The sequence below is a fragment of the Alkalibaculum bacchi genome (genome assembly GCF_937875145.1).
GTDB classification, from domain to species: domain Bacteria; phylum Bacillota; class Clostridia; order Eubacteriales; family Alkalibacteraceae; genus Alkalibaculum; species Alkalibaculum bacchi_A.
This window is the reverse complement of sequence record NZ_CALNCS010000183.1, coordinates 1-14,492: the sequence shown is the minus strand read 5'-3', so window position 1 is coordinate 14,492 and position 14,492 is coordinate 1. Positions and strand designations below refer to the sequence as shown.

The 14,492-nt window shown below is 33.7% G+C and carries 16 protein-coding genes; all 16 read left to right on the top strand.

Going from position 1 to position 14,492, the window contains the following annotated elements:
• Positions 1-90 precede the first annotated feature (90 nt).
• Positions 91-1,383: a group II intron reverse transcriptase/maturase gene (ltrA, locus tag Q7P22_RS10795; protein ID WP_303864038.1), complete on the top strand. Its 1,293-nt coding sequence runs from the start codon at positions 91-93 to the stop codon at positions 1,381-1,383.
• Positions 1,384-1,656: 273 nt separating this feature from the next.
• On the top strand, positions 1,657-2,337 hold the full coding sequence (locus Q7P22_RS10790; protein WP_303864036.1) for a response regulator transcription factor: 681 nt from the start codon (positions 1,657-1,659) through the stop codon (positions 2,335-2,337).
• On the top strand, positions 2,337-4,052 hold the full coding sequence (locus tag Q7P22_RS10785; RefSeq protein ID WP_303864034.1) for a cell wall metabolism sensor histidine kinase WalK: 1,716 nt from the start codon (positions 2,337-2,339) through the stop codon (positions 4,050-4,052). Before Q7P22_RS10790 ends, Q7P22_RS10785 begins: the two co-directional genes overlap by 1 nt.
• A gap of 294 nt (positions 4,053-4,346) precedes the next feature.
• Positions 4,347-5,123 carry a ParA family protein gene (locus tag Q7P22_RS10780; protein ID WP_303864032.1) on the top strand — a complete coding sequence of 259 codons (777 nt, stop codon included), beginning with the start codon at positions 4,347-4,349 and terminating at the stop codon, positions 5,121-5,123.
• On the top strand, positions 5,116-5,982 hold the full coding sequence (locus tag Q7P22_RS10775; protein ID WP_303864030.1) for a ParB/RepB/Spo0J family partition protein: 867 nt from the start codon (positions 5,116-5,118) through the stop codon (positions 5,980-5,982). The genes Q7P22_RS10780 and Q7P22_RS10775 overlap by 8 nt, the downstream gene beginning before the upstream one ends.
• Before the next feature lie 262 nt (positions 5,983-6,244).
• Entirely contained in the window at positions 6,245-6,739 is a 495-nt protein-coding gene (locus Q7P22_RS10770) for a hypothetical protein (RefSeq protein WP_303864028.1), read from the top strand.
• A gap of 56 nt (positions 6,740-6,795) precedes the next feature.
• Positions 6,796-7,062, top strand: a complete 267-nt coding sequence (locus Q7P22_RS10765; RefSeq protein ID WP_170128261.1) for a YkuS family protein — start codon at positions 6,796-6,798, stop codon at positions 7,060-7,062.
• A 319-nt stretch (positions 7,063-7,381) separates the two neighbouring features.
• Positions 7,382-8,002 carry a CvpA family protein gene (locus Q7P22_RS10760; RefSeq protein ID WP_303864025.1) on the top strand — a complete coding sequence of 207 codons (621 nt, stop codon included), beginning with the start codon at positions 7,382-7,384 and terminating at the stop codon, positions 8,000-8,002.
• A 19-nt stretch (positions 8,003-8,021) separates the two neighbouring features.
• Positions 8,022-8,201, top strand: a complete 180-nt coding sequence (locus tag Q7P22_RS10755) for a DUF951 domain-containing protein (RefSeq protein WP_113921026.1) — start codon at positions 8,022-8,024, stop codon at positions 8,199-8,201.
• 129 nt (positions 8,202-8,330) lie between these two features.
• Positions 8,331-8,618 (top strand): 30S ribosomal protein S6, encoded by a 288-nt coding sequence (gene rpsF, locus Q7P22_RS10750; RefSeq protein ID WP_113921025.1) that lies wholly within the window; start codon positions 8,331-8,333, stop codon positions 8,616-8,618.
• Positions 8,619-8,632: 14 nt separating this feature from the next.
• A complete protein-coding gene (locus Q7P22_RS10745; RefSeq protein WP_303864022.1) occupies positions 8,633-9,043 on the top strand; it encodes a single-stranded DNA-binding protein in 411 nt (136 codons plus the stop codon).
• Between the two features lie 18 nt (positions 9,044-9,061).
• Positions 9,062-9,289: a 30S ribosomal protein S18 gene (rpsR, locus tag Q7P22_RS10740; RefSeq protein WP_187387074.1), complete on the top strand. Its 228-nt coding sequence runs from the start codon at positions 9,062-9,064 to the stop codon at positions 9,287-9,289.
• Positions 9,290-9,411: 122 nt separating this feature from the next.
• Positions 9,412-11,409 (top strand): DHH family phosphoesterase, encoded by a 1,998-nt coding sequence (locus Q7P22_RS10735; RefSeq protein WP_113921024.1) that lies wholly within the window; start codon positions 9,412-9,414, stop codon positions 11,407-11,409.
• Positions 11,406-11,852: a 50S ribosomal protein L9 gene (rplI, locus tag Q7P22_RS10730; protein WP_303864017.1), complete on the top strand. Its 447-nt coding sequence runs from the start codon at positions 11,406-11,408 to the stop codon at positions 11,850-11,852. Before Q7P22_RS10735 ends, rplI begins: the two co-directional genes overlap by 4 nt.
• Positions 11,853-12,047: 195 nt before the next feature.
• Complete coding sequence (gene dnaB / locus Q7P22_RS10725) at positions 12,048-13,379, top strand: replicative DNA helicase (RefSeq protein ID WP_303864015.1); 1,332 nt, start codon at positions 12,048-12,050, stop codon at positions 13,377-13,379.
• A gap of 383 nt (positions 13,380-13,762) precedes the next feature.
• Positions 13,763-14,492, top strand: a 730-nt coding sequence (locus Q7P22_RS10720; RefSeq protein WP_303864013.1) for a type IA DNA topoisomerase, incomplete at its 3' end; no start/stop codon positions are given.

Genomic DNA, 14,492 nt, shown 5'->3' with positions numbered 1-14,492 from the left:
CAATGAAACGAGTAATGACCGTGGAGGGAAGGCGGTAGCACAAAGTCGACCTTGAAAGGGAAACATCAAACACACTAGAGGTGAGTAGAGATGGAAACAGAAATGAATAGGATAGCGGAAATAGCAAGAAAACATGGAAAAGTACAAACACTAGTACACCATATAAATGTAGAGAACCTGAGAGAGCAACATAAGCAAATGAAATCAGGAAAGGCTACAGGAGTAGATAGAGTAACGAAGGAAGAATACGAACTAAACCTAGAAGAAAATCTTGCAAATCTTGTAGACAAAATGAAAAGACAAGCCTATAAACCACAAGAAGTCCGAAGGATATATATACCTAAAGACGGCAGTAAAGAGAAAAGAGGCTTGGGAATCCCTGCATATGAAGATAAGTTAGTGCAAGGTGTAATGGCGAAAATCCTAACGGCAATCTATGAAGAGAAATTTGTAGATGTATCCTATGGATTTAGACCAAAGAAAAGTTGTCATGATGCCCTAAAGAAACTTGGAAGAGTAATCGAAAAGAAGAAAGTCAACTATATAGTAGATATGGATATCAAAGGATTCTTTGATAACGTAGACCATGAATGGATGATAAAATTCCTAGAAAACGATATAGAAGATAAGAACTTTATAAGGATTATTAAAAGATTTCTAAAGGCAGGCATACTAGAAGATGGTAAACATATAGAAACAGACCAGGGAACGCCACAAGGAGGGGTCATATCGCCTATACTAGCAAATGTCTATCTACATTACGTATTAGACCTTTGGTTTGAAAAGAAAATCAAGAAGCAAAACAAAGGTGAATGTCAAATGGTGAGATATGCAGATGACTTTGTATGTTGCTTTCGATATCTAGAAGAAGCAGAACTGTTTTACTTTCAGCTAAAAGAAAGATTAAGAAAGTTTGGTCTAGAAGTAGCAGAAAACAAAAGTAAAATACTAGAGTTTGGAAGGTTTGCCGAAAGCAATCGAGAGAAGCGAGGAGAAGGCAAGCCAGGAACATTTGATTTTCTAGGCTTTACCCACTACTGTAGCAAGAATAAACAAGGATGGTTTCGAGTAAAAAGAAAGACGAGTCGTAAGAAACAAAAGACAAAGATAGCAAAGATGAAAATATGGATTCGTGAAAGAATGCATAAACCATTGAATGAAACCATCAAAATACTGAATAGAAAACTAATAGGACACTACAATTATTATGGGATAACGGATAACAGTAAAAGCATAAATGCATTCTATTATCTGACAGTAAAACAGTTATATAAAACCCTAAAACGGAGAACGCAAAAGCATAAGATGAACTGGGATAAATATAACAAGATTTTAGAATACATGCCAATAACTAAACCGCGTATAAAAGTGAATGTATACTAATAACAATGCTATTAAAGTGAATGACCGAGTGAAGAGCCGTATGCGTTAATAGCGCACGTACGGTTCTGTGAGGGAGAAGAGCCGCAAGGCTCTATCTACTCGACTGACCCAAAAGGAATACCCAAATGCTAGTGACTAAAGACTAATGACTAGCGACTAAAGTGCCAAAGGCACTTTCTTGTCGTATTTTGTCTTTATATTTAAGTTGTAAAGCATAAAGAGCATACAAAAAAGATATATTTATATGCTAAGCTATATTTGGAGGTGAGGGGGATGGCATTTAAGCTTCTTTTAGTGGAAGACGATCCAGAGATGAGAGAAATTATTTCAGATTTTTTCACAGAAAAAAGTGGTGGAGCTTTTATTATAAGTATGGCTAAAACTGGAGAAGAGGGTCAACAAAAATATGCTGAGGATGAGTATGACTTGGTGCTTTTAGATGTAATGCTTCCAGAGGTAGATGGATTTACAATTTGTCGAGAACTTAGAAAAACCAGTGATGTGCCTATTATCTTTATTACAGCAAGACACAGTGAAGATGATCGATTATATGGCTATAGGCTTGGATGTGATGACTATGTTATTAAGCCCTTTTCTTTGGCAGAGCTTTATGCTAAAGTAACGGCTTTATTAAAACGTGCAAAAGGTATGGTAAGGACGGAAGTAATGATGGTAGGCAGTATAAAATTAGACCCATATAGATGCATCGCTATGGTAAATGAAGACGAAGTAGAATTGGCACCTATAGAGTTTGCTATCCTAAAAATCCTTATAGAGAATCCTGGTCAAGTGATGAGTCGAGATATATTTCTTACTAGGATTTGGGGATATGATTTTGATGGGAATGATAGGGTTGTAGATAATCACATAAAAAAATTACGGCAAGCATTAGGTGATGCTTCTTCACAAATTAAGACAGTATTTAAAAAAGGCTATAAGCTGGAGGGAAAGTAATGAGAAAGAAGAAAGTAAAGAGCACAATTTACTTGCGTGTTTTTGGTGTGTTTTTAGCTACTTATCTGATACTTATGATTGGTTTTAGCGTATTTTTAGTATCTCAGGAAAGAAAAGCAGCTAGCATGGAGCTTGAGATGTACGCCTTGTATTTCAATGATAGAGTAGAAAAAATCTTTCAAGATTATTTAAATAAAGACATGCAGCTGACAAATATATCTAAAGTAAAAAATGAATTATTACAGGAGACCCCTCTTTTCACTATTATGGACTCTGAAGTAGCAATATTTACAGGTGACTATAAACTTCTTTTCAATACGAATAAGTACTGGTTATGTACCTATACAGATGAAAATAATGATTATACAGGATTTGCTTATTTGAATCCAAAGAATTGGTTTAGTGAAGAAGAAATAAAGGAGATTGAAGAATATTTATACACTAATCCACATCCTAAAAAAGTAGGAGATCTTTCAGGGTATTCAATAGACTTAAAGGGCTTCTGGGTCGATAATGGAATGATTATTCCAGAAAAAATTACTGTTAATCCTATGTATGCTAGTGGACTTGATGCAGAAGGACATGTAAATGCAAGTAGTGGTATTCATACGGATAAAATTGTCTATAAACCAGAACATAAAAATATAAAGGATTTGCCATACTTTGAAAGTGGAGCCATTACCACATATAGTTCTAGTAATCCGAATAACAAAAAAAGAGATGAGCTCCGTCAAATGGTAGTAGAAGAATCTCATTTAAAAGAAGCTATTGATGAGTATAATGACCCTGAAAATCTATCTAAAAGAAATCTATCTCAAAGAATTGAATTACTAACTTATCGATACTACTTAGCAGTACCTTATCAGAATGCAGTTAGGATAGATGATGGTCAAGCCATAAGCGACTTTTGGACCGTAATAGGAAGTGATATCAATATTGGAGAGCGTTGTCTCCCAAGTTTAGCGTTTGTTTGGATTTCTTGTTTCTTTACATTTAATATTGCAGCCTTTATACTTGCAAAACAAACTTTTAAAACCTATAAACAACAAGAAAAATTAGAAAATCACCGAAAAGAAATGACTAATGCCCTAGCTCATGATCTAAAAACTCCTTTAAGTATTATTGCTGGATATGCGGAGAATTTACAAGCAAATGTCCATACAGAGAAAAGAGAGCATTACGCCAATCATATCCAAGTAAATGTCATCCGTATGGATCAAATCATTCATAATATGCTTGAGTTAACCAGATTAGAGGCGGATTCCCTTAAAGTTAATTTCGAAGATGTGGCACTTATAGACGTATGTAGAACAATTATTGAGCGCTATAAACCAGTTTGGGAAGAAAAAGGAATAACGACTTCTTTAGGCGGTGAAGCTGTAATCAAGGCGGATATATCTTTGATGCTAAGAGTTATAGATAACTTTTTTGTCAATGCCCTTAACAACACACCTACAGGAGGCACTATTAGTATAAGAATATTAGAGGATTCATTAGAAGTATATAATAGTGGTAGCTTTATACCTGAAAATATAATAGAGGAAATATGGTTACCGTTTAAGAAAGGTGATACAGCCCGAAGCCATTCTAAAGGTACGGGTCTAGGTTTAGCTATTTCAGGTAGGATTTTACAAATGCACGGATTTTCTTATGGAGCTAGAAATAGTGAAGATGGCGTTATATTTTGGTTTAAATTTAATCACACAAGTAGATAGTAATTAAAAATACACTCCTTGAGGCATCACATTGCGATAAACCAGTATCACAATGTGATGTCTTTATATATTAGAAAAATCCTTGCCTCTAGCTCCTGCTTTTGTCATTCTGAGCGCAAGCGAAGAATCTTAGACCTAAGAGGAATACATGCAAGCCAGTGACTAGGGTCTAATGTTTAAGGACTGAAAGTGCGCAAGCACTTTTTTTCCAATTCATGAAAGTATACAAAACTTCCTTTAATATAAATTACATTAATGTTAAAATGATACTATATCGACAAAAGGAGACTGAAGATGACAAAGGTAGTTTCAATATATAACCAAAAAGGTGGAGTTGGAAAGACGACTACTAATATCAACCTAAGTGCCTATGTAAGTTTATTAGGTTATAAAGTGCTGGTCATTGATGCAGATCCACAGGGAAATACAACTAGTGGCTTTGGCTTTGAAAAGGATAATTTAGAAAGCACATTATACGATGGCATGGTTAATAATATTTCTATGGAAGATATTATTTTAAAAACGAGATATGAAAATTTGGATTTAGTACCTTCTGATGCTAATTTGGCAGGAGCCGAAATCGAAATCAATCAAAAAAGTGAAAAAGAGCTTAGGATAAGAAAACTTATAGACCAATTAAATGAAAAGTACGATTACATATTTATTGATTGTCCTCCTTCTTTAGGTTTAATTTCAATTAATGCTTTAACTGCTTCTCATTCCGTACTCATACCTATTCAATGTGAGTACTATGCTATAGAAGGAGTAAGTCAGCTTGTAAAGACGATTGATTTAGTGAGGAGAGGACTTCACATCCCCTTAGAAATTGAAGGTATTGTGCTAACTATGTACGATGGCAGAACAAACTTATCCTTGCAAGTAGCTGAGGAGGTACGCAAATTTTTTAAGGATAAAGTTTTTAAAACCATGATTCCTCGAAATGTAAGATTAGCAGAGGCTCCAAGCTATGGAGAAACCATTGAAGAATATGATTCTAGTTCTAAAGGTGCTATCGCTTATAAAGAATTAGCAGAGGAGTTTATTAAGAAAGGAAAGGATTCTGGTGAATAATACAAAAAAAGGATTAGGAAAAGGATTAGGTGCGTTAATACCTCAATTAGAGCAAGCACCAGATTCTGGAGTTCTTGAGATTCGTATTCAAGAGATTATCCCCAATAAAAATCAGCCTCGAAAAGAATTCGATGAAGAAAAACTACAGGAATTATCTCATTCTATCTCTCAACACGGAGTAATTCAACCTATTCTTGTATCTAAAGTCCAAAATGGATACGAGATTATTGCTGGAGAAAGAAGATGGAGAGCTGCCATGAAGGCAGGTATAAAGAAGATACCTGTAATCTTAAAAGAATTGTCTGATGAAGAAAAGATGGAAGTAGCATTGATTGAAAATCTTCAGCGGGAAGATTTAAATGATTTAGAAGAAGCACAAGCCTATAAAGAGATTATGGAAAAATATGAGCTAACCCAAAGCCAATTAGCTGAAAAACTTGGGAAAAGCCGAGTAGCTATTGCAAACACATTGAGATTACTGCATCTGCCTGATAAAATTCAGGATATGATAAAAGAAAATACCCTAACAGCAGGTCATGGTAGAGCTGTATTGTCCGTTCCAGAAAATCTACAAGAGAAATTAGCTCAAAAAATAGTTGAAGAAAACTTATCTGTTAGAGAAGCTGAAAAGATTGCTCAAACTCTAAAAGAAAAAGAGGAATTGAAAGACCCTCAAGATCATCCTAAAGTAAAAGATGAGGGAAGTGATCAAGATTACATACTAGATCTCCAAGAAAGAGTCCAAAGACATATGGGAACAAAAGTAAAAATTAAATATAAGAATTCAAAAGGAAAAATCGAAATTGATTACTATAGCGATGACGATTTAGAGCGTATCATAAGACAATTAATCGAATAATGTAGAAGGATGTTTCACGTGAAACATCTTTGTGGAAAGCGGAAAGTGGAATGCTGAAGGGAAAAACACTACTCTCCTTTAGGTGAGCAATCTAGATCTCAGACTGCTATTTTGTCATCCTGAGGCTTTAGTCGAAGGATCTTATACTAAGCCATCCGAAGGTGGCAAAACTTCAGCTATCAAAATAACGCGGGAATTCTAAAAACACTCGACATACAAATCGAACTTAACATGAAATATAAGGTAATACTGGAGGAATTAGATGAAAACAGTTTGGAATGATGTACTAAAATATGCGACAATAGGGAATATTTTACATTTGGGAATATGCCTTGTTTACTCGCTTATTTCTAATAAAAACATTACCGTATCTATTAGCGTTACCATATTAATTTTGGCTATGTACTTTGTATTAGCACTAAAGTATTCTATAAGTGGAGAAAAAAAGAGAGAAATCAGTGTTCTCCAATTAAGCATTGTTACAACTCTTCCAATCATACTATTTTTAATAGCTGGGCAAATACTTGAGAGCATACAAGAATTAAGTAGTATCCAAAATTATTCTCTGTTTTATATAATAGGGGCACCAACATTGTTTTGGAATAAGCCATTTGAATCGATTATGACTTTGTTTGAAAAAAGCAGTGTTTATATACAAATGGATATTAATGTAGCTGTAGTCATACTAGTCTTGCTTATAGGAGGATATTTAGGTTCTTTTATAAAAAAATCGAAAGAATCTAAAAACAGTCAATAGAAATTTGGGATAAAAAAGAAAAAACACCTCATACTAATTGTGGAGGTGTTTTTATTTTGATTGTAGCCTTAGATAATAAATATGGAGAATTAGCCAATAGCCTGAGAAGGATGAATTATAAAGTTGTTTCTTTGTACTCAAAAGAGAGAGTCGATGGTGTTTTGTATCATAGTACTTATGATAGCGACTTTTTAAATGGTGTAAATAATAGTATGATGAATAGTACTAGCAATCATGGGGTATTGATTATAGATATAAAAGACAAAACGCCTGAAGACATTGATAATATATTGAGAAAGAGGCTTTATACATCGTTGTTTTGAATAAGGTGGTTAGGTAGTAAGGTAGTAAGGTGGTAAGGTGGTAAGGTGGTAAGGAGAACCCTTAAATAGAGACGAATTATAATGCTAGGGTCTAATCTACTCGTCTTCGGGCGAGTTTTCAGCTTTCCACATTCCGCTTTCCGCAAACTTGCATTACCATATAATTATAATTAACTTCTTTATCATTTCATTACAACAATTTTCCTTTTCTCCGACATCCTTCGGTATTCATCAACAAATTAATGTGATATAATGTTCGAAATAGCAGATTGGTTGGTAGTGCTGAGGTAATCTGCGAATATATTTCACGGAGGGAAACATGTCTTGGCTTGATTTGTTGATTGTTTTTGTATTTGTTTTTAGCATATTATCAGGGATTCGCAAAGGATTGATTTTTTCTTTGGCGGCCTTGTTTTCTTTCGTTATTTCATTTATGACTGCAAATGCTTATTATGAGAGATTAGGAGAGTTTTTGATTTCTAATACTAAAATATTAGAAGAAATTAAATCCCTAATTCCTATAGGCATTCAAAACAGCATAAACAATGGTGCATCAATCGAAAACTTACCTAATGGTGCCCATTCCTATATAACTCAATTATTCACAGGGGGAGATCTTCCCTTTATGGATGAATTTCTAAATGCAATAGCAAAAGGAATTGTACATATTATTAGCTTTCTGTTAATTTTTTTCATCATTAGAATAATACTGTCCATTTTCGTCAGGGGTATCAACTCTGTTTTTAAATTACCTATATTAAATTTCTTCAATAAAATAGGCGGTGGCGTTATTGGACTTATTAGAGGTATTGTATCGAATATAGTGATTGTGAGTATCCTCTACACCATTGCGATGTTAGGTATTAAAGGTGATTTAGTCAACGAAATCAACAATTCTATTTTAGCCTCCTATTTCTATATAGGCTATTTATTTTACTGATAAGAAAGGGGAAATCACATTGGACAAGAATTACGAATTAAATACTATAGTACAAACAAAGAAGAAACATCCATGTGGTAGCGATACTTGGAAAATCATTCGATTAGGCATGGATATAAAGATAAAATGTGAAGGCTGCGGGAGAATCGTTATGTTGCCAAGAGATAAATTTGAGAAGAGAATCAAAAAAATACTCTAACCTATCTAAAATAATACTTGTACTATAATAAGATTTGTGATATATTTTAAAATAATGTGTGAATAAGACACACATTTTTTCCTTGCTCTTTTTTATAAAGGGCCATAGTCCATGGGGAGGTGAATAGACATGAAAAAATATGAAACAATGTTTGTGCTTAAAACAGATTTAGCAGAAGACGCAATTAAAGGCATTATCGAAAGAGTAAAAGCAGCAATTGAAAAAGCTGGCGAAGTTGAATCAATCGAAGAATGGGGCAAAAGAAAATTAGCTTATTTAATCGATAAAAAGTATACTGAAGGATACTACGTTCTAATTAACTTTAGTGCAGAAAGTAAAGTATTACCAGAATTAGAGCATAACTTCAAAATTAACGAAAATTTCATACGCCACATGATCATAAATAAAGAAAATTAATTGGGTGATGGAAGATGAATAAAGTAGTTTTAATAGGAAGATTAACGAGAGATCCAGAACTTCGATATACAGGTCAAGGAACCCCAGTAGCGAGTTTTTCTATAGCAGTGAATAGAAGAAAACAAAAAGATAAGCCACAAGAAGCGGATTTTATAAACTGCGTAGCCTGGGGAATAACGGGTGAAAACTTATCAAAATATCAATCTAAGGGCAGCCAAATAGCGGTACAGGGCAGAATACAAACCCGTAATTATGAAAATAAAGAAGGTAAAAGGGTTTATGTTACTGAAGTAGTAGCCGAAGAAATTGAATTTTTAGGTTCGAAAAGAGACAATCAATCGAATAATGAATTTAATCAAGATTTTGGTGTTCCATTAGATGATTTTCATCCTATTGAAGAAGATGATGATGATCTTCCATTCTAGAAAGAAGGAGGGAGAACAATGGCAAAACCTTTTAGAAGAGGCAAGAAAAAAGTTTGTCACTTTTGTGAAAACAAATCAAGCCAAATTGATTATAAAGATATAAAAACTTTAAGCAAATACGTTACTGAAAGAGGTAAAATCTTACCTAGAAGAGTAAGCGGAAATTGTGCAAAACATCAAAGAGAAGTAACTGTACAAATTAAAAGAGCTAGAACAGTTGCATTATTACCATATACAGCAGAATAAAGATTATAATGGTTCCTTGTGGAGCCATTTTTTATAATCTAAGCATATAGATTATAAAAAATGGATTCAGTATAAAATGGACAGTTTTGAGGAAGACATTTTGTCTTTAGGGTGGTGAGTAAATGAAGAGTCATAAATTTAAGAAGTTCATTATGCCAAATCAGGATATATACTTATGGATTATTGGCATACTTGCTGTAATTATGTTTAAATATAATATAATAATATCTATTGTAACAGCACTTTTTTTGGTGTTTCTTATTTATTATAAGACGGTAAGTACTAGTAGAAGTAAAGAAAATTGGAAGGAAATGATCGAAAATCTTGCATTAGATATTGATGCCGCAACTCAAAATATCTTATTAGATTTGCCTTTTCCATTGCTCATTGTTAAAAATGAGGGTGAAATTGTATGGTATAATGCTCACTTTAGCAGTATTTGCAAAGTGGAAAATCTAATTTCTATGAAGTTTCCCGATTTACTTCCTAATATAGATTTAAAAAAAATAAAAGAAGGGCTTGAAAATAAGAAGCCCATTTCATATGCTTTAGAAGGGAAAACCTATAAAGTATTTCTAAATGCAGTAGAGAATATTAATAATGAAGATATTACGATGTTATACTGGCTAGATATAACAGAACAAGAAGAGGTAAAACAAAATTACATAAATCAAAAACCTTTAATGGCATATATTCAAATTGATAATTTTGATGAGATCCTTCAGGATGCAAGTGAAAGCTATAGACCTCTTATTAGCGCAATTATTGATCGGAAAATCAATTCATGGGCAAATGAAATGAATGCATTTTTAAAAAAGTATGATACGGATAAATATTTGATGGTATTTGAAAAAAAACACTTATATTTAATGGAAGAAAAAAGATTTCACGTACTTGATATTATTAGAGAAACTCAAAGTGGAAACAATATGCCTATAACCTTAAGTATAGGTATAGGTCACTCTAGACAAGCTACTTCTTTTCTAGAAAACCAAAAATTATCAAAATCTGCATTAGATATCGCTTTGGCAAGAGGTGGAGATCAAGCTGTAATAAAAAAAGATGAAAAAATATCTTATTATGGAGGAAAATCTCAGGCAGTAGAAAAGAGAACAAAGGTTAAAGCACGTGTAAAAGCTCACGGTATTAAAGACCTTATTCAAAATGCTGACAAAGTATATATAGTTGGTCACGAAGTTCCAGACATTGATTGTTTGGGAGCCGCTCTTGGGATTTATCGATGTAGTAGATTCTTAGAAAAGGATGCCTATATTGTATTAAACAAAAGCAATCCGTCAATAGATGTCTTGTATGATAGCCTTATAGATGAAGGCTATAAAGACTTATTTGTGACTAGTGAATACGCCAATAAAAATATTACAAGTGAGAGTTTAGTTATTGTAGTAGATGTTCATAGAAAAAGTTTACTAGAAGATGAATCCATACTAGAGAAGACGGATAAAATCATTGTCGTGGATCATCATAGAAGAGGTGCAGACTTTATTGAAAATGCCATCCTTATATATTTAGAACCTTATGCGTCTTCTACATGCGAATTAGTTACAGAAATTGTAGAGTATATGGACGATGATATTAAATTGGAAGAAATAGAGGCTTCTGCGTTGCTTGCAGGAATATATATGGACACAAAAGATTTTTCTTTTAGAACAGGAGTAAGAACCTTCGAGGCTGCTTCTTATTTAAAAAGGAAGGGCGCAGACATTAACAGATGTAAATTCCTACTTAAAGATGATAAAGATGTATTTGTAGCTAAAATTGAGGCTATAAAAGCTGCAGAAATAACGAAAGATAATATGGCTATTTCTGTTATTCAAAATTCGACGGATAAGGTTAAGCTAATAGTAGCTCAAGCAGCAGATGAACTGCTCAATCTTCAAGGTGTGGATGCGTCTTTTGTTATGGCGCAGGATCAAAATGAAGTAATCATTAGCGGAAGATCATTAGGTGATGTTAGTGTACAGTTGATCCTTGAAAAACTGGGCGGAGGAGGCCATTTGAGCATCGCAGGTGCTCAATTATCAGATGTAAACATAATGGAAGCAAAGGAATTACTAAAAAAAGCAATTAAAGAATACAAAGAGGAAGGTGTTAATACATGAAAGTAATCTTATTAGAAGATGTAAATGGATTAGGAAAAAAGGGCGAAATCGTCAATGCAAAAGATGGATATGTGAGAAACTTTTTATTTCCCAAAAATTTAGCTATTGAAGCTACTAAAGATAATATAAAGAAAAATGAAGAGATGCAAAAGGAAAAAGAGGCACAAAAGAAAAAAGAAATAGAAGAAGCTAAAGTGTTAGCGGAGAAAATCTCTAATACTACTTTGACAATGAAATCAAAAGCTTCAGAAGAAGGAAAATTATTCGGCTCCATTACAAGCAAAGATATTGCTATGGCCTTAAGGGACATGGAAAAAATCGAAATAGACAAGAGAAAAATTGAACTGACAGAACCTATACGAAACATTGGCCATATTGAAGTTAAAATTAAAATTTTACCTCAAATATATGGTAATTTGAACATTGATGTAAAAGCATTATAGAAAATTTCTTCTTATAAGTCATCTTTTTGTGTAGAGATGACTTCATTCGTTGGATAAAAAATTTGTAAGCTGAATGCGGAAAGCTGAATTCTCTATATAGTAGGGTGAAAGAAAGATAGAATGACCCGGCAGAGAGCTGGGTCAGAGTAGCATATAGACGACTGTTTAACGATAGTTAAAAAGGGAGGAAGTATCATGGACTTAAAAGCGAAAGTTCCACCGTATAATATAGAAGCTGAACAGTCTGTTCTTGGGTCCATGCTCTTAAGTAAGGACGCCATATTGACGGCTACAGAGATTATTCAAGATTCTAAGGAATTTTATAATCCTCAGCATCAACAGATTTTTTCAGCTATCGTAGAATTGTTTAAAGAGAATAAGCCTGTAGATTTAATTACTTTATCCAGTAAATTAAAGGATTCAAATACTCTAGAGAGAGTAGGCGGAAGTAGTTATCTAACGGAATTAGTTGGTTTAGTACCTTCTTATACAAATATAAAACACTACTGCAATATTGTCCAAGAAAAGGCTCTCCTTAGAGAACTTATTAATGCATCAACAGATTTAATGAATGAATGTTATGAACCTTCTAAGGAGCCCGAACAGATATTAGAAACTGCTGAAAAGAGGATTTTTGATATTTCTCAAAGAAAGTCCACAGGTGACTTTATCCACATTCAACAGGCCTTAGTTTCTACTTTAGAAAAAATTGAAGAAGTTCAAAAAAACAGCAGTAATATTACAGGAGTATCAACGGGATTTCGTGATATAGACAATATTACAGCAGGTTTGCAAAGATCGGATCTTATCTTGATTGCCGCTAGACCTTCTATGGGGAAGACGGCCTTTGCTTTGAATATTGCTCAAAATGCAGCAGTAAAGGGTGGAAAATCTGTGGCCCTATTTAGTCTAGAAATGTCTAAGGAACTATTAACTCAACGTCTTTTGTGTAGTGAAGCTCATATAGATAGTCAGAAGCTCCGAACGGGGAATTTAGATGAAAAGGATTGGGAAAAACTAGCTTATGCCAGCTCTAATTTATCAAAGAGTAAAATATTTATCGATGACACTGCAGGAGTAGGTATAATGGAGATGCGCTCTAAGTGTAGGCGGTTAAAAATTGAGCACGGCTTAGATCTTATTATGATCGATTATCTTCAATTGATGGAAGGTAGCAAAAAAAGCGAGAGTAGACAACAAGAGATATCTGAAATTTCTCGTTCTCTAAAGGCTTTAGCCAGAGAGATGGACTGTCCAGTAGTAGCACTATCTCAGCTCAGTAGAGCTCCGGATGCTAGAGCAGATCACAAACCAATTCTTTCTGATTTAAGAGAATCCGGTGCAATCGAGCAAGATGCGGATGTAGTGATGCTCTTGTTTAGAAATTATTACTATTCAAAAGATCCAGCAGAAAGAAGATTAGCAGAAGTTAATATAGCGAAACAAAGAAATGGTGCTACTCGAACCATTGATATGGCTTGGTTAGAAGAATATACTCAATTTGCTGACTACGATTATGCGCATTAAGGTAGTAAGGTGGTAAGCAAAACCTTTACTCGCCTGTAGGCGAGGTAGCAAGATTCTCCGATTAGCTTGCGATGGAGGATCTTAGATATATACTTATTAGACTTTTAAGAATTTGTGTATAAGAACGAAAAAAATGGGGAAGTATTAATTTGAGTAAGAGAATATATTTACGCGAAAGTATGAGACTTTTGGTAGAACCAAAAGTCTTTTTACATACAGGAGAATTTTCTATATTTTTACTTGAACTCATGTAAAATAAACTGATGTTTTATATGAATTTATAATTTTACACAAATATAATACTGAGCTAGTCAACAATAAATCTTGAATTAAATATATGAATCTGTTATAATTTACAACTGTTAATATATGGGGGTGACAAATTGGCAGCTTCGAAGACGCTAGTGATTGTAGAATCACCTGCAAAAGCAAAAACCATAAAGAAGTATTTACCTAGAAATTATAATGTGGAAGCAACAATGGGACATGTTAGGGACCTTCCAAAGAGTAAGCTAGGTATTGATATAGAAAATAATTTTGAGCCTTCTTATGTTACTATAAGAGGTAAAGGTGATATTCTTAAAAAGATAAAAAAGGAAGCAAATACGGCAAAAACCATCTTATTAGCAACTGACCCTGATAGGGAAGGGGAAGCTATATCCTATCATATTGCTAAATATCTCAAGCTTGATGAAACGAAAGTAGATCGAATTGAATTTCACGAGATTACAAAAGATGCCATAACAAAAGCCATTGAACATAAAAGAAAAATTGATATGAATCTAGTAAATTCGCAACAAGCTAGAAGAGTTCTAGATCGATTGGTAGGCTATAGCATAAGTCCCCTACTCTGGAAGAAAATAAGAAAAGGCCTTAGTGCAGGTAGAGTTCAATCTGTTACTACGAGGATCATAGTTGATCGAGAAAAAGAAATCATGGACTTTGAAAGTGAGGAATACTGGTTACTTGACTTAAAATTATTCAAAGGAAAAGAAGAGTTCGATGCAAAGTTCTATGGAAGAAATCAGAAAAAACACGAAATAAAAAGCTCAGAGGAAGTTGAGAAAATTATCGCCGAACTAACAGAGCCATTTATTGTTTCTAAGGTCAAGG

Bases quoted from the DNA above. Each gene is read 5' to 3' on its own strand.
- ltrA (WP_303864038.1), top strand. From the start codon at position 91: ATGGAAACAGAAATGAATAGGATAGCGGAAATAGCAAGAAAACATGGA.
- Q7P22_RS10790 (WP_303864036.1), top strand. From the start codon at position 1,657: ATGGCATTTAAGCTTCTTTTAGTGGAAGACGATCCAGAGATGAGAGAA.
- Q7P22_RS10785 (WP_303864034.1), top strand. From the start codon at position 2,337: ATGAGAAAGAAGAAAGTAAAGAGCACAATTTACTTGCGTGTTTTTGGT.
- Q7P22_RS10780 (WP_303864032.1), top strand. From the start codon at position 4,347: ATGACAAAGGTAGTTTCAATATATAACCAAAAAGGTGGAGTTGGAAAG.
- Q7P22_RS10770 (WP_303864028.1), top strand. From the start codon at position 6,245: ATGAAAACAGTTTGGAATGATGTACTAAAATATGCGACAATAGGGAAT.
- Q7P22_RS10760 (WP_303864025.1), top strand. From the start codon at position 7,382: ATGTCTTGGCTTGATTTGTTGATTGTTTTTGTATTTGTTTTTAGCATA.
- rpsF (WP_113921025.1), top strand. From the start codon at position 8,331: ATGAAAAAATATGAAACAATGTTTGTGCTTAAAACAGATTTAGCAGAA.
- Q7P22_RS10745 (WP_303864022.1), top strand. From the start codon at position 8,633: ATGAATAAAGTAGTTTTAATAGGAAGATTAACGAGAGATCCAGAACTT.
- rpsR (WP_187387074.1), top strand. From the start codon at position 9,062: ATGGCAAAACCTTTTAGAAGAGGCAAGAAAAAAGTTTGTCACTTTTGT.
- Q7P22_RS10735 (WP_113921024.1), top strand. From the start codon at position 9,412: ATGAAGAGTCATAAATTTAAGAAGTTCATTATGCCAAATCAGGATATA.
- rplI (WP_303864017.1), top strand. From the start codon at position 11,406: ATGAAAGTAATCTTATTAGAAGATGTAAATGGATTAGGAAAAAAGGGC.
- dnaB (WP_303864015.1), top strand. From the start codon at position 12,048: ATGGACTTAAAAGCGAAAGTTCCACCGTATAATATAGAAGCTGAACAG.